General features: G+C 51.1%; 16 protein-coding genes and 1 pseudogene. 1 reads left to right on the forward strand and 16 read right to left on the reverse strand.

The window, feature by feature from the left end:
• Positions 1–5: 5 nt before the first annotated feature.
• From VJ374_RS12615 to VJ374_RS12625, 3 genes are read right to left on the reverse strand one after another with little or no spacing between them, the layout of a single operon-like run.
• On the reverse strand, positions 6–1,790 hold the full coding sequence (locus VJ374_RS12615; protein ID WP_329468937.1) for an acyl-CoA dehydrogenase family protein: 1,785 nt from the start codon (positions 1,788–1,790) through the stop codon (positions 6–8).
• Positions 1,787–2,977, reverse strand: a complete 1,191-nt coding sequence (locus tag VJ374_RS12620; RefSeq protein ID WP_329468939.1) for an acetyl-CoA C-acetyltransferase — start codon at positions 2,975–2,977, stop codon at positions 1,787–1,789. Before VJ374_RS12620 ends, VJ374_RS12615 begins: the two co-directional genes overlap by 4 nt.
• 17 nt (positions 2,978–2,994) lie before the next feature.
• Entirely contained in the window at positions 2,995–5,412 is a 2,418-nt protein-coding gene (locus VJ374_RS12625) for a 3-hydroxyacyl-CoA dehydrogenase/enoyl-CoA hydratase family protein (RefSeq protein ID WP_329468941.1), read from the reverse strand.
• A 183-nt stretch (positions 5,413–5,595) separates the two neighbouring features.
• On the opposite strand from VJ374_RS12625, the gene VJ374_RS12630 reads away from it, so the two are divergent.
• Positions 5,596–6,243: a class I SAM-dependent methyltransferase gene (locus VJ374_RS12630; protein WP_329468942.1), complete on the forward strand. Its 648-nt coding sequence runs from the start codon at positions 5,596–5,598 to the stop codon at positions 6,241–6,243.
• A gap of 671 nt (positions 6,244–6,914) precedes the next feature.
• On the opposite strand, the gene VJ374_RS12635 is transcribed toward VJ374_RS12630, so the two are convergent.
• The 13 genes and pseudogenes from VJ374_RS12635 to VJ374_RS12695 all read right to left on the reverse strand — a co-directional run bounded on the left by VJ374_RS12635 (position 6,915) and on the right by VJ374_RS12695 (position 17,132).
• Positions 6,915–7,733 (reverse strand): DUF2785 domain-containing protein, encoded by an 819-nt coding sequence (locus VJ374_RS12635; RefSeq protein WP_329468944.1) that lies wholly within the window; start codon positions 7,731–7,733, stop codon positions 6,915–6,917.
• Positions 7,734–7,792: 59 nt separating this feature from the next.
• Positions 7,793–8,710 carry a proline dehydrogenase gene (locus tag VJ374_RS12640; RefSeq protein WP_290783288.1) on the reverse strand — a complete coding sequence of 306 codons (918 nt, stop codon included), beginning with the start codon at positions 8,708–8,710 and terminating at the stop codon, positions 7,793–7,795.
• Positions 8,711–8,794: 84 nt separating this feature from the next.
• A complete protein-coding gene (locus tag VJ374_RS12645) occupies positions 8,795–9,469 on the reverse strand; it encodes a TVP38/TMEM64 family protein (protein ID WP_290779020.1) in 675 nt (224 codons plus the stop codon).
• Positions 9,466–10,125: a PAQR family membrane homeostasis protein TrhA gene (gene trhA / locus VJ374_RS12650; protein WP_056063369.1), complete on the reverse strand. Its 660-nt coding sequence runs from the start codon at positions 10,123–10,125 to the stop codon at positions 9,466–9,468. The genes VJ374_RS12645 and trhA overlap by 4 nt, the downstream gene beginning before the upstream one ends.
• 218 nt (positions 10,126–10,343) lie before the next feature.
• Positions 10,344–10,959, reverse strand: a pseudogene (gene hisIE / locus VJ374_RS12655) (bifunctional phosphoribosyl-AMP cyclohydrolase/phosphoribosyl-ATP diphosphatase HisIE).
• Entirely contained in the window at positions 10,956–11,705 is a 750-nt protein-coding gene (gene hisF, locus VJ374_RS12660; RefSeq protein WP_023469183.1) for an imidazole glycerol phosphate synthase subunit HisF, read from the reverse strand. Before hisF ends, hisIE begins: the two are co-directional and overlap by 4 nt.
• A complete protein-coding gene (gene hisA / locus VJ374_RS12665) occupies positions 11,699–12,403 on the reverse strand; it encodes a 1-(5-phosphoribosyl)-5-[(5-phosphoribosylamino)methylideneamino]imidazole-4-carboxamide isomerase (protein ID WP_035396350.1) in 705 nt (234 codons plus the stop codon). Before hisA ends, hisF begins: the two co-directional genes overlap by 7 nt.
• A complete protein-coding gene (gene hisH, locus VJ374_RS12670; RefSeq protein WP_255997628.1) occupies positions 12,376–12,963 on the reverse strand; it encodes an imidazole glycerol phosphate synthase subunit HisH in 588 nt (195 codons plus the stop codon). The genes hisA and hisH overlap by 28 nt, the downstream gene beginning before the upstream one ends.
• On the reverse strand, positions 12,960–13,541 hold the full coding sequence (hisB, locus tag VJ374_RS12675) for an imidazoleglycerol-phosphate dehydratase HisB (RefSeq protein ID WP_035396348.1): 582 nt from the start codon (positions 13,539–13,541) through the stop codon (positions 12,960–12,962). Before hisB ends, hisH begins: the two co-directional genes overlap by 4 nt.
• Entirely contained in the window at positions 13,514–14,485 is a 972-nt protein-coding gene (locus VJ374_RS12680; protein ID WP_329468949.1) for a pyridoxal phosphate-dependent aminotransferase, read from the reverse strand. Before VJ374_RS12680 ends, hisB begins: the two co-directional genes overlap by 28 nt.
• Complete coding sequence (hisD, locus tag VJ374_RS12685) at positions 14,485–15,702, reverse strand: histidinol dehydrogenase (protein WP_029342453.1); 1,218 nt, start codon at positions 15,700–15,702, stop codon at positions 14,485–14,487. Before hisD ends, VJ374_RS12680 begins: the two co-directional genes overlap by 1 nt.
• Positions 15,699–16,310, reverse strand: coding sequence for an ATP phosphoribosyltransferase (hisG, locus tag VJ374_RS12690; RefSeq protein WP_023469189.1), 612 nt, complete (start codon positions 16,308–16,310; stop codon positions 15,699–15,701). The genes hisD and hisG overlap by 4 nt, the downstream gene beginning before the upstream one ends.
• Entirely contained in the window at positions 16,311–17,132 is an 822-nt protein-coding gene (locus VJ374_RS12695) for an ATP phosphoribosyltransferase regulatory subunit (RefSeq protein ID WP_214805352.1), read from the reverse strand. It abuts the gene before it with no gap.
• Positions 17,133–17,189 lie beyond the last annotated feature (57 nt).

Raw genomic sequence — 17,189 nt, forward strand, 5'->3', positions numbered from 1 at the left:
CTGACTTAGACCGTATATTTGTTTGATTCGATGAGGCGTTTTGCGATGACGCGTTTCGTACCGATGACGTTGATCGGCTGATAACGGCTGAATTTTTTGAGTGCCGAGAGCAACATCCGGAGTTCGTCGCCGCTTGCTGCCGCGTAGAGAGTCTCTTTCGCGTCATGCTCGACAGCTTCGAATGCTTGTTGCGCGAAGACTTCCGTATAACGGACTTTCAGTTCGCTCTTCTCGATGCCTTTATCGGCAATCGCTTTGTCCGTCCGGACGATCGCTGACTCAAGCGCATAGATTGCACTCATGATGTCGGCTGTGTTCGCTAAGATCTCTTGCTCGCCTTGAAGTTTGTCCTGGTATTTCTGGACCGCTGTTCCGGCAGTCAATAAGAAGATTTTCTTCATCATCGCGAGTAAGTGACGTTCGCGATCGAGTGGCGCTGTTCCGATTTCTGTCGGCATGAAGCTCATCACTTCTTGTTGCAGACGCTGTGCTTCCGCAAGCAATGGTAACTCGCCTTTCATCGCTTTCTTCAGCAATGTTCCTGGTACGAGGAGACGGTTGATCTCGTTCGTTCCTTCAAAGATCCGGTTGATCCGTGAATCGCGGTACATGTTCTCGACTTCGTATTCTGCCATGAAGCCGTAACCACCGTGAATCTGAACCGCTTCATCGATGACATAATCAAATGTTTCCGAAGCAAAGACTTTGTTCATCGAGCATTCAATCGCATACTCCGCGATAGCATCGGCGATTTTCTTACCGTCTTTGCTCTCTTCTTCCGACAGCTGATCAAGACTATCTTGGAACAAACCACCTGTCCGGTAGACTGAGCTTTCCATCGCATACGTCTGTGCTGCCATCGTCGCGAGTTTTTCTTGAATCAATGGGAACGAGCTGATTGGTGTTTTGAACTGCTTACGTTCATTTGAGTACTGGACTGCGAGATCAATCGCCCGTTTCGATGAACCGACAGCACCAACAGCTAATTTATAACGACCGACGTTCAAGATGTTGAAGGCGATGACGTGGCCGCGTCCAATTTCACCAAGGACGTTATCGACTGGTACTTCTGCATCTTGTAAGATCAATGTCCGTGTCGATGACCCTTTGATCCCCATCTTCTGCTCCTCGACACCTGTCGAGACACCTGGATACGATCCTTCGACGAGGAAGGCTGTGAACTTGTCACCGTCGATTTTTGCGTAGACGACGAACAAGCTTGCGAAACCAGCGTTCGTGATCCATTGTTTTTCACCGTTCAAGATGTAGTGCGTGCCGGCTTCATTCAAGACAGCTGTCGTTTTGGCACCGAGAGCATCCGAACCAGAGCCCGGCTCCGTCAATGCGTACGAAGCAATCCACTCCCCTGAAGCGAGTTTCGGCAGGTATTTCTGCTTTTGCTCTTCGTTTCCGAAGAAGACGATCGGCAACGAACCGATTCCGACGTGTGCGCCGTAGCTGAGGGCGAATGAACGGCCACGTGCGAACTTTTCCGTAATGATTGAAGACGAAATCTTATCCATCTGATAGCCGCCGTATGCTTCCGGAACGTCTGCACCGAGTAGACCAAGCTCGCCTGCTTCACGGAGGAGACCGACTGATAATTCGAACTCGTGTTTTTCGATCCGGTCAAGGACAGGAACGACACGATCTTCGACGAACTTCGCTGTCATGTCACCGACCATTTTGTGTTCTTCCGAGAAATCCTCTGGTGTGAAGAGACGTTCTGGCGCTAACTCATCTAATACGAAACTGCCACCTTTGATTAATTCGTTTGTCGTTTGGCTCATTGTCCTGTTCCTCCTTCAACTAGTTCGAATACGCCTGCTGCGCCCATTCCGCCACCGATACACATCGAGACGACACCATACTGGACATTCCGACGTTTCATTTCATGCAAGAGCGTCAATGTGAGTTTTGTTCCTGTACAACCGAGTGGGTGACCGAGGGCGATCGCTCCACCGTTGACGTTGACGATGTCTTCGTTTAATCCAAGCTCGCGGATGACACCGAGTGACTGCGATGCGAACGCTTCGTTCAACTCGATCAATCCGACGTCTTCAAGCGTGATGCCTGCGAGTTCAAGTGCTTTCGGAATCGCGACGACTGGTCCGATTCCCATCACTTCCGGACGGACACCACCGACCGCAAACGACTTGAACTTTCCGAGAATCGGTAACCCTTGGCGTTCTGCTTCTTCCCGTTCCATGACGAGGACAGCAGCCGCACCGTCTGACGTCTGCGAAGAGTTCCCTGCTGTGACGCTACCGCCGAGGCGGAACGCTGGGCGAAGTTTTGCAAGACCTTCCGGTGACGAATCCGGACGAACGCCTTCATCGTGTTCGACGATGAATGTCTTCTCTTCGATTTTCAGTTCATCATTGACGAATTGTTCCGTCACCGTTACCGAGACGATTTCGTCAGCAAACTTACCAGCTGCGATAGCTGCCGCTGCTTTTTGGTGACTCTTCAACGCAAACGCATCTTGATCTTCCCGTGAGACATTGTAGGTCGCAGCGACTTGCTCCGCTGTGTGCCCCATGCTCATGTAGTATTCCGGTGCCGTGTCGACGATCGACGGATTAGGTCGGACGACGTGACCTGGCATCGGAACTTGACTCATCGATTCAAGTCCACCAGCGACAACCGCAGTTGCTTGCCCTGTCATGATCTTCATCGCCGCGTCAGCGATCGATTGTAGTCCACTTGAACAATACCGGTTGATCGTTATTGCCGGTACCTCATGGGATAAACCACCGAGGACTGAAGCGTAACGGGCAATGTTCATCCCCTGCTCTGCTTCCGGTAAGGCACATCCGAGAATGACGTCATCGACCGCTCCCGTGTAACCGGACCGTTTCAACGTTTCTTGGATGGCGATGCCTGCTAATTCATCCGAGCGCATCGATTTGAATGCGCCCTTTTTTGCTTTTCCGACCGGTGTTCGTGCACCGGCGACGATTACTGCTTCCTTCATCCGAATCCCCCCAGTCCTCAGTTACGAAGCGGCTTGCCTTTAACGAGCATGTGCTGCATCCGTTGTTGTGTCTTCATCTCACCGATCAGGCTCAAGAATGCTTCCCGTTCGATGTCGAGCATATATTGTTCATCGACGTGGCTACCGAAGGCGACGTTTCCGCCGGCGATGACGTGTGCGAGTTTACTAGCGATTTTCAAATCGTGTTCCGAGATATAGCCGCCGTAGAACATTTCGCGTGTCGCGAGTTCCAGCGTCGCTTTACCAGCACGACCGACGACTGGAATCTTCGCTTTCGCTGGTGCCGTGTAGCCGGTCCGGTCCAGTTCAAGGACGAGTTGTTTCGCATCATACGTCAAGTGATCTCGGTTCATCGAGATCTGATCAACGGAGCGGACATATCCGAGTTCGCGTGCTTCAAAGGCTGATTTTGAGACTTTTGCCATCGCGACGTTTTCGAACGTTTTTTGTGCTGCTTTCTCGATATTAACGAGTCCGTCTGGTGTGTTTTCTAACAGTCGACGGTACGTATTGACGTTTCCGCCGCCTCCTGGAATTAGACCGACACCGACTTCGACGAGACCCATGTACGTTTCAAGACCAGCTTGCAGGCGAGCTGCCGGAAGCGAGATTTCTGTACCGCCACCAAGCGTCATCCCTTGTGGAGCAGCGACGATCGGACGCGATGCGTAACGAATCTTTTGAATCGATTGTTGGAACTTGTTGATGATCCAGTCGAGTTCGAACCAGTTCTCATCTTCCGCTTCCATCAGCATCATCGCTAGGTTCGCACCGACACAGAAGTTCTTGCCATCGTTCGCGATGACGAGACCACGGTGGTTTTTCTCAACGAGATCGACCGACTGTTCGATCATCTGCATGATGTCGACACCGATCGCATTGCTCTTCGATGTGAACTCAAGGACTGCGACATCATCGCCGATATCAAGCAAGCGCCCCCCATTGTTCTCAAGGAGAACACCGTTTGACTTCCGGACGTCGCGGAGACGGATTTCCTTCGGATTGACCGTTGCTCCGACGTAGTCTTTCGTTGCAACGTCATAATGACGACCGGACGCATCATAGAAACTCGTTTTTCCTGCTGCGAGCATCTCATCGACCCATGCCGGTACTTCGTAACCGTCTTGTTTCATCTTCGCAACCGTCTTGTCGACACCGAGTGCGTCCCATGTCTCGAACGGTCCCATCTTCCAGCCGAAGCCCCATTTCATTGCTTCGTCGATCGCTTTGATGTCGTCTGCGATCTCACCTGTCAGCTGAGCCGAGTAGAGCAATGTTTTCGCGTGGATTGGCCAGAGTAACGCGCCGACACGATCTTGTGCGAAGACGACGGCTTTCAGTTTGTTTTTTGCGCCCGGAAGTGCTTTGGCTTGTCCGATCGACGGTTCGGTAAGCGCTTTCTTTTCAACGTACTCGAATGTTTCGAGATCGAGTTCAAGGATCTGTTTTCCGACTTTCTTATAGAATCCTTGACCCGTCTTCGCACCAAGCGCTCCTTGTTCGACAAGGCGACGCATCTCAGCCGGCACCGCGAACGTCTCCTTCTCTTCGCCTTCCGGCAACAAGTCATAGACGTTGTTTGCGACATGGACGAATGTGTCGATGCCGACGACGTCGAGTGTCCGGAACGTTGCTGACCCTGGGCGGCCAAGCAGTGGACCTGTGACGGAATCGACCTCCCCGATCGAATAGCCACCTTTTTTCATCTCATCCATCGTCACGAGGAGACCGTATGTCCCGATTCGGTTGCCGATGAAGTTCGGTGTGTCCTTCGCAATGACGACACCTTTCCCGAGTCGTTCCTCTGCGAATTGTTTCATGAAATCGACGACACGTGGATCCGTGTCTGACGTCGGAATCAACTCGAGTAACTTCAGATAACGTGGTGGGTTAAAGAAGTGTGTCCCGAGGAAACGACGATTGAACGATTCCGAGCGTCCCTCGCGCATCGCTTCGATCGAGATGCCTGATGTGTTTGAGCTGACGATCGCGTCTTCCCGAATGAACGGTTCGATTGTTGCGAACAATTGCTGTTTGACGTCGAGTCGTTCAACGACGACTTCAACGATCCAGTCTGCTTCTTTCAGACGTTCTAAGTCGTCTTCTAAGTTTCCGATCTCGATGAAATCAATCAATTTCTTAGACGCGAGTGGTGCTGGGTTTTGTTTCAAGAGCTTTTCGCGGTTATCGCGCGCGATACGGGAACGAACGCGCGGATCACTCAGCGTCAAGCCCTGCTTCTCTTCTTGTGCCGTAAGTTCTTTTGGTACGATATCAAGCATCAATGTCCGTATGCCAGCATTCGCAAGATGTGCCGCGATGCCTGCACCCATCACCCCTGAACCGATGATGACGGCGAATTGGATGTGTTTCGTCAACTGGATTGTGGTCGGCTGACCGATTTGACTCGCCATGATATACCCCCTGAGTTTAAATTGAATGAACAACCATTCATTATACTGACAAAAAAAGAAGCCAATCGGTTTTCGTTTGCTTCTTCTACATCTTCATCATAAATGAATAATGATTCAGTAGCAATAAAAAATCAGTCAATGGACAAATTTTCCTGTTAGACTGATAAAAAGGAGTGGTTGAAAATGAGTCAAACCGAGCACGTATGGAATCAAAAAGCCGCTGACTGGGCGGAGCGCGCTGATGATATGTGGACGAACGGCAGCCGCAAAACCGTTTTACCGTTCTTACGAAAAATGATCACTGGTGGTCGGTTGCTTGATCTCGGTTGTGGCGATGGTGCCGCCTGTCGACTACTGACACCGGACTTTCAGACAGTCGGACTCGATGTCTCAAACGAAATGATTCGAATCGCGCGTCAGAAATCACCCGAGCAGACGTTTATCGTCGGGACGGGCGAAGCGTTACCGTTCGCTGATCATGCATTTGACGTCGTTCTTGCCGTCAACTCACTCGAATGGTCGACACGTCCCGTTCAAGTACTGCAAGAAATCGAACGGGTTGCCCCACTTGTCGTCATCAGTCTACTTGGTCCGACAGCCGCTCCGCGTCAACTTGCTTACCGTCGTCTGTACGGTGAAGAAGTCGCGATGGGAAATACGATGATGCCGTGGGAATTGCTGCAGCTAGCAAAAGAGCGTGGCTGGACGTTGCTCGATGAAGCAGTCATCCAAAAGGAAGGAGCCGTCATGACGGGGCATCGGTTACTTGACCAAGCACATGCTTTCTCCTGTTTATTTGCTTTTCAGACGACGGCTGTAAGGGAGAGATAAATATGTCACACAGTACCTTTTATACGTCTATATTAATAGCTTTATGTATTGTTTTTTTATTTTACATTGATGCTCTCGATGTTCTAGAAAGATGGCAATTCTTCCTACTCTTTATTGGTCTCTTATTCTGTATACAGGCATTGGGGGACCGTTTATTTCGACGTTATCGGGAGAAACGTTTCCAACCACAAACTACTGTCTTCTTAATGATTGGTTTATTTGCTGGGATGGTGTTTCTAGGTAATATCATTTGGCCATGATGCGAAATGAACGATGTAACGCACTATTCACCTCACTGTCTTCTCACCCGAGACACAAGCCAGTCTTCCTCATCCTTCGGATGACGAACCCGGGTCTTGTTCGTCTCTGACAGCGCGAGTTAAAACATCGCGCTTTTTCCTGAAGGAGTCGGGTGAAGACATGTGAGGAGGACGTACTCATTTGTTATCCAAAGAACTCAAAAGCGACCGATTTCCGTCAATGGAATCGATCGCTTTTGAGTTCATCTAGGACGAACTAGGCATCTTCGACTCCTACAGGAAAAGGAAGCATGCTAGATGCTTCCGTCAGGGAAGAGGAAGACCCGGCAAATCGCATGGAATGCGAAATGCCGCGGCTTACTTCCCGCCTGAGGAAAGCGAAGATGCTGGGAACGTCCGGTATACTATGCTTCATCCTCCATGCGTTCGCTGATGTACCTGTCGCAACCACTCTTCAACCAAGACAAGACCCGATTGTTTTTCCCATTTCAGTCGGAAATAGAGTGTCTGTAGCATCTGTTTGACGTTACGATACGTCGTCCATTCCGCATCTCCCCATGTCACGTCACTCTCAAGCCATTCCTTAATAATACGTTCGATTCGTTGTAATAAGATATCTTCTGACAGTCCATGACGACAAGCTTGCAACCATGCCGTTACCATCCGATCCGCTTCTTCATCAATATAGAGATAATCAGACCGCGTCAACTGACGAATCATCGCATCGATCGCTCCGATTTCCTCCTGCGGACGGCTGGCTGGATGCGTAAACCAGACCGCATAAACATCCGCGATATGCGCCATACTATGTGCCCACCCCAATCCGTCAATGAATCCGCGGACATCTCTTTCTTGCTTCAAATAAGTTTGTAAGTAATTCGATAGTCGATCCAGTTGATCTTGCGTCAAGACATGCCGGCTTTTATCCATCACTAACAGCTCAGCAAGTGCCAAAGCTGAAAACGATCGCGTTAAAACAGCCGTTGCATCCGACGTTCCCATTCGGTACATCAATCCATGCCCGCTTAAAAGAAAATCGAAAAGTCGATGAGCCTCTTCTATCGTAAATGACTCTGATGAGATGTAGGTCGCTAACTGCGGATAGATCAATCCATCCCGCAACTCAGAATCCGTCGAACCGATATGTAGAAGCAACTCATCGAGTAACGTAGGTGTTACACTTTCGTTTTGTTGTAGCAGTTCTTTTAGCTGTTGTTCCGTTCGAGCCATTTTGTTCTCTCCTTCCTGAATTCAAAAAAGACGATGCAGCGCTGCATCGTCTTTTCTACTTATCCTTTGACCATTCCTTTGAGAACGAAGGCAACGTTTGCCGGTCGTTCTGCTAAACGGCGCATAAAGTAACCATACCAGTCACGTCCATAAGGGACATAGACACGGACTTTATATCCTTGTTTGACGAGTTCGAGTTGACGCTCAACCCGGATGCCGAATAACATCTGGAATTCGAACTGGTCTTTTTCAATCCCGTTTTCTTTAGCGTAACGGATGATTTGCTCGATCATCGCATCGTCATGTGTTGCGACGGCAGCATAGTTTCCGAGTGATAATTGTAACTTCACGAGCTTGATGTAGTTGTGATCGACGTCTTCTTTTTCTGGGAACGCCACCGTTGCCGGCTCTTTATATGCCCCTTTAACGATCCGGAGATTCGTCTCGAAGCGACCGACGCGTTTGATATCATCTTCCGACCGGTAGAGGTATGACTGAATGACCGTACCGATGTTATCGAAAGATTGGCGCAATTCTTCAAACAGTTGAATCGTTTTTTCACAACGTGGCTCATCTTCCATGTCGATCGTGACGAAGACACCGAGTTCTTTTGCCCGTGTTAAAATCCGTTCCATGTTCGAACGAATCAAGTCGCCCGAGATATCAAGTCCGAGTGATGTCAGTTTCAACGAGAGTTGCGAGTCTAATTTTTCTTCCGCAATCATCTCAACCGCACGAATACATTCTTGTGTCATCATCTCTGCTTCCGCTACCGTCGAGATGAACTCCCCTAAATGGTCCATCGTGACGCATAATCCTTTTGCGTTCAATTCCTGGATCGCCCGTTTTGATGCTTCCAATGAATCCCCTGCCACGAAGCGACTTGCTCCGAATTTAAGCCCGTATCGCTTGGCGAGACCGTTCAATGTCTTGTTTTGCGATAAGAAGATAAAACCATCCCGTAGTACTTTTTCCATCACTCATGATTCCCCCTAAATAAATGCTAGGCTGTTTTACCGTATCGGTTCACATCTCTGCCTTTATATTATGACATAAAGCGCTTACATACGCTCTTTCTTTTGTTTATTTTTGAGAATCTGTTGTGCGACAAGTCCCACGGCAAAGAATAAGACATACAGACCGATCGCGAGGAAGAACTGCCACGAGAACGGATCACGTAGGCTTGAGCCAATATTGTTGTAAACGAACGCACCGGGAATGATCCCGATGTAGTTCGCGATCGCGAACTGTTTGAAGCGGATTTTTGATAATCCGGACGCGTAGCTGATCGCGTCAAACGGAAATAGCGGAATCAACCGGACGATCAAGACGACGAGAAAGCCGTTCGTTGCAATCCGTTCGTCGAGTACGTTCAGCTTCCCTTTCCCGATCAACTTCTCAACTCCACGGCGACCGAGCAACCGGGCGATCCAAAAGCTGAGTAATCCACCCGTACCGGCACCAATAACATCAAGTAATGTCCCGAGCCACGGACCGTACGTATAGCCGCCAAAGACGGTCAAAAGACTCGCCGGAAAAAAGACGAGTGGTCGGACGGTATAAGCGAGCACATAGAGCAACATCCCTGTCAGACCTTGATTCCGTACCCAATCCGATAATGCTTGAATGTCGAATTGCTCCAACATTCCCGACATCCGGAAATACAGGAGCAATCCAAGTCCAAACATAAAATACAGCGTGATCGGGAGCCAGTCCCGGAGCCGTAGTTTCTTCATGACATCGTCGCTGGAGCAACGTAATAGAAAATCGACAGGAAGATCAACACACTACCAGCAAGGACGAACAGATGCCAAATCGCGTGGTTATACGGCAAGCGTGCCCAGACGTAAAAGATGACGCCGAGGGAGTACGCAAGTCCACCACCGAGGAGCAGTAAGAATCCTTGTAACCCAAGTGCTTCATAGATCGGCTTGATCGCAAACAGACAACACCAGCCGAGAATCAGATAAGATGCATTTGAAATCCAAACATACTTACCTGTCGAATATAGCTTCCAGATGATGCCGAGCGTTCCGACACCCCAGACGATTCCAAGCAACGTCCAGCCGAGCGGACCACGGAGCGTGATCAAGGCGAACGGTGTATAACTACCAGCAATCAAGAGATAGATGCCAGCATGATCTAAAATTTGTAGAACTTTGTTTGCTTTCGTATGCATCAGCGAATGCATCAAGGTCGAGAACAGATAAAGGAGAATCATCGTTGCCCCGAAGATACTGACAGCAGTGACGTTCCAAGCGCTACCGGACTTCGTCGCCTGCAGGATCAACAGCACGAGCGCGACGATACTGAAAATGACACCCAATCCGTGTGTAATGGCACTGGCGATCTCCTCTTTTAAGGAGTCACCTTTTGCGAGTAGCTCTTCGATCGTTTCTTTCGATTGTTGCTTGATCGTTTGCTTAAGTTCTTTTTTGGTAACCAACCGAACACCTACTTTCTAATGACACAAGACTAACACTTTGATTATACGCTCTGAAGCGACAGCGTGCCTATCGAAAGATTCTGTCGATTTGATGACAACCGTCATCTGTTTGTCTTTTCCCGCTTATACAAAAATCCACACCGCTTAAGCGATGTGGATGTCGTTTACCACTTTTCAATATCTGGGCGGTCCTTAAACGTCGATTTTGTTCCATGACGTTCATTGAGGACAGCTTCGACTTCTTTGAAAGAGATACCACGGTCAGCAAGCAAGACCGTTAAGTGATACAGCAAGTCTGCTGTCTCTTCTGCTAACGTATCGTTACCAGCGAGAACGACTTCAAATGCCTCTTCGCCGAACTTCTTCGCGATCTTCTCATATCCAGAAGCAATCAAATAGTTCGTATAGGATTCTGCTTCTTTCGCGTCAATCTTCGCTTTGACCGTCTGTTCCAGTTCGTATAACATCGGGCACCTCCACTTCCGTATAGAAACAACTACGATTTCCTGTATGGCATGTCGGACCATTCGCTTTGACCGTGATCAAAAGACTATCTTGATCACAGTCAATCCACATCCGTTTGAGTTCAAGCGTGTTCCCGCTCGTCTCCCCTTTCGTCCAGAGACGATTCTTCGTCCGCGAGAAGAAGGTGACAAGACCGGTCGCAAGCGTCTTATCATAAGCGGCTTGGTCCATGAAGCCGACCATCAAGACATCGTTCGTCTGCTCGTCGACGACGACGGCAGCGACGAGTCCTTTTGAAAAATTCAATGTCGTCATCGGACTTCGACTCCCCGTTCTTTGAGGTAGGCTTTCGTTTCCGGCATCGTGTATGTCGCTTCATGGAAGATTGAAGCAGCAAGGGCTGCGTCAGCTCCTGCCTCTAGCCCTTCCGCCAAGTGATCGAGTGTTCCGACCCCACCAGAAGCGATGATCGGCACGTTGACGACTTCACGCAAACGACGAATCAAGGCGAGATCATAGCCGTCTTTTGTTCCGTCAGCATCCATTGACGTGACGAGTAACTCCCCGGCACCGAGCGCAACAGCTTCCTGTGCCCACTCGATTGCGTCACGTCCGACGGGTTGTGTTCCACCGTGTGAGAAGACACCCCATGAGTCACCGGTCTGTTTCGCATCGATTGCGACGACCGTCGCTTGGACACCGAACAGGCGGCTGACTTCTTGAATCAGTTGTGGATTTTGAAGCGCTGATGAGTTGAGTGAGACTTTGTCAGCACCGGCACGAATCAAGCGTTTCGCGTCTTCGATCGTCTTGATTCCGCCACCGACCGTAAACGGCATGTAGATGACTTCTGCGACGCGTTCGACGATATCAAGCATCGTCTCGCGCCCTTCTTGCGTTGCTGAGATATCGAGCAGGACGAGTTCGTCCGCCCCTTGCTCGTAATAGTATTTCGCGACGGCGACCGGGTCACCGAGATCACGTAAGTTTTGGAATTTGACCCCTTTGACGACACGTCCTTCCTTGACGTCAAGACAGGGAATGATTCGTTTCATCAACATACGCGTAACACCTCTTTTAAGGCGAGTGATCCGTCGAGCAATGCCCGACCGACGACCGCTCCGTCCATCCCGATCTCTTTGAGGCGCGCGACGTCATCAACGGTCGTCACACCACCAGAAGCGATCAATTCGACCCCTTCCCGCTTCAAACGATCGAGTCCATCAACGTCCGGTCCCATCATCATTCCGTCACGCGAAATGTCTGTATACAGGAACGTCTTGATGCCTTTTCCGATCAAGTGCGTCATCGCCTCTTCGAGCGTCCAACCGCTCGCTTCGAGCCAGCCGCGTGTCTGGACGATGCCTTCTTTTGCATCTAACGCAACAGCCAGTTTATCACCAGCGAGAGCAATCATCTGCTCGAGTAACGCTTCGTCTTCTAGGGCAACCGTGCCGACGAGAATCCGGTCGATTCCGGCACCGACGTACGCTTCGACGGTCTCGATGTTACGGACACCACCACCAGCTTCGACGAACAAACCGGTCTCCTTTTTGATGTCGGCAATCAAGCTCAAGTGCAACGGTTCGCCGGCTTTCGCGCCATCAAGATCGATCAAGTGGATCGCTGTCGCCCCATCTTCCTTGAAGCGCTTCGCAATCGTCAACGCATCACCGAAGAATGTCTGTTGGTCAAAATCTCCTTGCTTCAGGCGTACGGCCTGTCCGCTCATTAAATCGATTGCTGGGTAGAGTTGCATGTCGTCTCTCTCCATTCCTTCAGTAGTTTCAATCCGACTTCGCCACTCTTTTCCGGGTGGAACTGCATCCCCGTGACTTGTCCTTTTTGGACGATTGCTGGGACGAGACGTCCGTATTCGACCGAATCGACGATCCATTCTGGATCACAGACGGCACCGTACGAGTGGACGAAATAGACCGCTTCGCCGTGGTTCGTCAGCTGGTGCCAGCCCATGTGTGGCAAGCGGACGTCGCTCGGTAGTTTTTCGATCGTTCCCGGTAAAATTCCGAGTCCTTCTGTCAGTCCATCTTCGTCACTCGATTCAAAGAGCAGTTGCATCCCGAGGCAAATCCCGAGGAACGGTTTCTTTTCCGCTTGTTCTTTTAAGAAGTCGACGAGTCCCGTTTCCTTCAGGCGCTCCATTGCCGGTGCATAAGCACCGACACCCGGTAAGACGAGTGCTTCCGCTTGGTCGAGCAACTCCGTGTCACTCGTGACGATGACTGCTTCGCCGAGCTCCTTTAACGCCCGCTCGACATTCGCGATATTCCCGACGCCATAATCGACGATTGCTATCATTGATCAATCAACCCTTTCGTAGACGGTACCCCTTCGCTCGTCACGGCGACTGCCTGACGGACGGCTCGACCGAGTGCTTTGAACAACCCTTCGATCATGTGGTGTGTGTTCGAGCCATATAAGACTTCGGCATGAATCGTCATCCGGGCACTCCGTGATAAGCCTTGGAAGAACTCTTCTGCGAGTTCCGTATCAAAGTCACCGAGCTTCGGATTCTTGAAACTAGCACGGAAGACCGTGAACGGACGACCGCTGAAATCGAGCACGACCGACGCGAGTGTCTCATCCATCGGTACACGCGATTCACCGTAGCGTTCAATCCCGGCTTTATCGCCGAGCGCTTCCGTCAACGCTGCCCCGAGGACGATCGCGGTATCTTCGACCGTGTGGTGGGCATCGATCCACGTATCACCTTTTGCTGTCACCTTCAGACCGATCCGGGCCTGAAAGGCAAATAACGTCAACATATGATCAAAGAACCCGACACCGGTCTTGATTTCAACCGGACCTCCTGCGAGATCGACCTCAACCTTGATGTCTGATTCTGCACTTACTCGTTCGCTTGCGCCACGCCGCATCGTAATTCCTCCTCTACACACGTTTCTAATACTTGCATCGCTTCTGGTGATCCACAACTGACACGGAATGCCTGGTCAAACAAGCGGATCCGTAATCCAGCGTCAGCACAACGCTGCGTAAAGCGTTCGGCTTCCGGATACTCGACATAGACGAAGTTCGCTGCACTCGGATACGTCTTGCCGATTGGCGCGAGAATCCGCTCGATCGCTTCGCGGCTCGCATACGTTTCCTCTAAGACTCGATCGAGTTCCGGTTCTGCCATGATGGCGATGCCGACAGCTGCTGATAGACCAGAGACGTTGTACGGTGATTTAATCTGTTCGATTTCTTCGATGATTTGTTCGCTCGCGATGACAAAACCAAGTCGGAGCGATGCGAGTCCGAACGCTTTCGAGAGCGTCCGTAAGATGATCGCTTTCGGATATTCCTCGAGTAAGTGAAGCATCGACTGTTCGAGCGCGAAGTCGATGTACGCCTCATCGATGACGACGTATTTGCCACTGTCGAGCAAGCGACGGATGTCCGCTTCCTTGCGGAGGACACCGGACGGATTGTGCGGGTGACTCAAGAAGATGATCTCACCAGGAGCTGCGATCAATCCGTCGACGTCAAGCGCCATCTCGTCGAGTAACGGCACGCGTTCAAACGGTGCCCGTGCTCGGTCAGCGTAGAACTGGTACATGACGAAATCCGGTTCCGAGGCGATGACCGGCATGCCGGGTCCGCCGTAGCGGGCACATAAGTAGCCGATCAGCTCATCCGAGCCGTTCCCGGCGACGAGTTGCGTCGGACGGACACCAGCGTATGTTGCGTACGATGCCCTAACTTGATCGATGATCTCGACAGGATATTCATTTAAAGGGAACGTCGCGATCAATTCCTGGATCGCTTCGATCCCGACTGGACTGTGGGTCGTGAATCGTTCGTTTTGGTGTAATCGCATTAGTCTTCCCTCACTTCGATGGCTTGTGCGTGTGCTTCGAGTCCTTCGACCCGGGCAACGGTCTTCGCTGCGTTCGCGAGACGTTGTACGCCTGCGCGTGTGGCTTCGAGCATCGTCTGGTGACGCAAGAACGTCCGCGCCGATAATCCAGACGCAAAACGAGCTGTTCCGGATGTCGGTAAGACGTGGTTCGTTCCAGCGACGTAATCGCCGAGCGTTTCCGGTGTCTCGTGACCGAGGAAGATCATCCCAGCGTGACGGATCGACTTGACGACCTCTTGCGGATTGGCAACGGCAAGTTCCAAGTGTTCCGCTGCGAGACGGTTCGCTTCTTCGATCGCTTTCTCAAGTGGAGCGACGAAGACGCCACCGTTTTCCATCGCACGACGGGCAATCTCTTGACGCGGCAATTGCTGTAAGCGCCGCTCGATTTCTGCATCCACCGCTTGTTTCATCTCTTCCGTTGGCACGAAGGCGATCGCGACAGCGTCACGGTCGTGTTCGGCTTGCGCAAGGAGGTCGGCTGCGATCCGGTCCGGATGCGCTGTTTCGTCCGCGATGACGACGACTTCCGATGGACCGGCAACCGAGTCGATACCAACGATCCCGTAGACTTGGCGTTTTGCTTCAGCAACGAAGCGGTTTCCGGGTCCGACGATCAAGTCAACGGCTTGGATGCTTTCTGTTCCAAATGTCAGCGCGGCGACCGCTTGTGCTCCACCAATCGTATAGATTTCTGTCACACCAGCGATGCGTGCCGCAACGAGAACCTCATCACTTAAGTTCGTCATCGGTGTCACCATGACGACGCGTTCGACTCCGGCAACTTTCGCTGGAATCGCGTTCATCAAGACGGTCGATGGATAACTTGCTGCACCACCCGGTACGTAGATCCCGACCGAATCAACGGGAACGAACCGTTGGCGTCGTGTCACGTCTGCTTCGACGAGTTCGATGTCAGACGGTAGTTCTTGTTCGTGCCACTCGACGAGTCGTGTCGCCATCAACTTCAACGAGTCAATCAAGTTGGCGTCTGCCTGTTCGAAGGCTTGTGTGATCCGTGTTTCACTGAGACGGAAATCTTCGAGATCGACCTGATCGAATTGGTTCGTGTAATCGCGGACAGCAGCGTCACCGTCTGTTGCGACGCGTTCGAGAATCGCGCGGACCGCGAGCTCCGTGTCGCGATCGATGCTGAATGGTTTTGTCGGTGTCATGATCGTGTCACTCCTTCTGTCAATTGCTCGAGCAAGCGGATGACTTCCACCCGCTTCCGTTTTAACGTCCATTCGCTCGTAAAGAATCGAGCGCTGATATCGATGATTTTTTCGTATTCATTTAGTCCGTTCGCCCGTAACGTCTCACCTGTCTCGACGATATCGACGATTGCGTCAGCAAGACCAAGTAACGGTGCTAGTTCAACGGATCCGTTCAACGGTACGATGTCGACGTCGACACCGAGTTCGCTGAAGTAGCGTTTTGCGATGACCGGATACTTCGTCGCGATCCGGACGCGGCGTCCGCCTTCGAATTGCAACGGTTCCTTTGCACAGACGGACATCCGGCAGACACCGAACGGTAATTCCGCGAGTTCCGATAGTTCTTGATCCGATTCCAGTAGGATATCACTGCCGGTGATCGCGACGTCAAGAACACCTTGAGCGACATACGGAATCAAATCCGATCCTTTCATGAAGACGAATTCGTGCTCGCCCCGTTTGACGATTAGTTCGCGTTCAATGGCTCCCCATGTCTCGACGCCAGCTTCTTTTAGATAACGTTCTGTCGCTTTCGACAGCCGTCCTTTCGTAATTCCGATTCGCATTTAGAGCACCTCCGCCAACCGTTCGACCGAGAATCCGATGCCGAACGCCTGTTGTTCTTGTCCGAATTGTTCATAGAGCCGGTCGTAGCGTCCACCGACGAGGACGGGTTCCGTCACGCCTTCGATGAAACCGTGGACCGTGATCCCGTCGTAGTACGTCTGTAAGCCCATTTGACCGAAGTCGAGATCGGCATTGACGGCTTCCGCGAGATCAAGCACGGCATTGAGTCGTGTTTCGTCAACGTACGGTAAGATCGTCTCTGCTCCTTCGCGTCCGAATAATAAAGGAAGTTTCGCAAGTAAGGCATCATCAAGTTGACCCGCGATTCGCTTCAGTTCGATGACGTTACGTAAACGAAGCATCTGTGTCACTTGGTCGCGTAAGTGGTGATCACCGACACGTGTCTCAATCAAATGCTCGATCAGTCCGGCATCGCCGATTGAGAGGGTGACTTCTTTTCCTGTCAGTTCCTCGACGAGTCGGACCGCGAGTTGGATTGCTTCGACTTCTGCGATTTGTCCCCGTTCCTCGAATCCGACCTGGAACTTCTCTTCCGGTTGAAAGACGGAGCCACTGTAGAAGACACGTTTATATTGTTCGCGACCGCGTTCGCTGAGTGCACGTGCGACACTAGTCGTAAAATCCATCCGAATCTGTTCCCGTCCACCGATTTCCTCAATTAAGGGGGTGATTAATCGGGTATAGTTAGATTGTTCGAGTCCATCTTCGAGCTGACGGATGACCTGCTGGAGCCGCGTTGCTGAGGCACCGACATAGTCCGTCGCTCCATCCTTGAGTCGAATCGTAGAAAATGATTGCATACTCCCACTCCTTTATCTTATTATCACTGTACCACGCTAAATTATTTAACGATAAGA

This window comes from Exiguobacterium sp. 9-2, assembly GCF_036287235.1.
GTDB lineage: Bacteria > Bacillota > Bacilli > Exiguobacteriales > Exiguobacteriaceae > Exiguobacterium_A.

What these genes read in the sequence shown, in the direction of transcription:
- VJ374_RS12615 (WP_329468937.1), bottom strand. Translation starts at nt 1,790, where the DNA reads ATGAGCCAAACGACAAACGAATTAATCAAAGGTGGCAGTTTCGTATTA.
- VJ374_RS12620 (WP_329468939.1), bottom strand. Translation starts at nt 2,977, where the DNA reads ATGAAGGAAGCAGTAATCGTCGCCGGTGCACGAACACCGGTCGGAAAA.
- VJ374_RS12625 (WP_329468941.1), bottom strand. Translation starts at nt 5,412, where the DNA reads ATGGCGAGTCAAATCGGTCAGCCGACCACAATCCAGTTGACGAAACAC.
- VJ374_RS12630 (WP_329468942.1), top strand. Translation starts at nt 5,596, where the DNA reads ATGAGTCAAACCGAGCACGTATGGAATCAAAAAGCCGCTGACTGGGCG.
- VJ374_RS12635 (WP_329468944.1), bottom strand. Translation starts at nt 7,733, where the DNA reads ATGGCTCGAACGGAACAACAGCTAAAAGAACTGCTACAACAAAACGAA.
- VJ374_RS12640 (WP_290783288.1), bottom strand. Translation starts at nt 8,710, where the DNA reads ATGGAAAAAGTACTACGGGATGGTTTTATCTTCTTATCGCAAAACAAG.
- VJ374_RS12645 (WP_290779020.1), bottom strand. Translation starts at nt 9,469, where the DNA reads ATGAAGAAACTACGGCTCCGGGACTGGCTCCCGATCACGCTGTATTTT.
- hisF (WP_023469183.1), bottom strand. Translation starts at nt 11,705, where the DNA reads ATGTTGATGAAACGAATCATTCCCTGTCTTGACGTCAAGGAAGGACGT.
- hisA (WP_035396350.1), bottom strand. Translation starts at nt 12,403, where the DNA reads ATGCAACTCTACCCAGCAATCGATTTAATGAGCGGACAGGCCGTACGC.
- hisH (WP_255997628.1), bottom strand. Translation starts at nt 12,963, where the DNA reads ATGATAGCAATCGTCGATTATGGCGTCGGGAATATCGCGAATGTCGAG.
- hisB (WP_035396348.1), bottom strand. Translation starts at nt 13,541, where the DNA reads ATGCGGCGTGGCGCAAGCGAACGAGTAAGTGCAGAATCAGACATCAAG.
- VJ374_RS12680 (WP_329468949.1), bottom strand. Translation starts at nt 14,485, where the DNA reads ATGCGATTACACCAAAACGAACGATTCACGACCCACAGTCCAGTCGGG.
- hisD (WP_029342453.1), bottom strand. Translation starts at nt 15,702, where the DNA reads ATGACACCGACAAAACCATTCAGCATCGATCGCGACACGGAGCTCGCG.
- hisG (WP_023469189.1), bottom strand. Translation starts at nt 16,310, where the DNA reads ATGCGAATCGGAATTACGAAAGGACGGCTGTCGAAAGCGACAGAACGT.
- VJ374_RS12695 (WP_214805352.1), bottom strand. Translation starts at nt 17,132, where the DNA reads ATGCAATCATTTTCTACGATTCGACTCAAGGATGGAGCGACGGACTAT.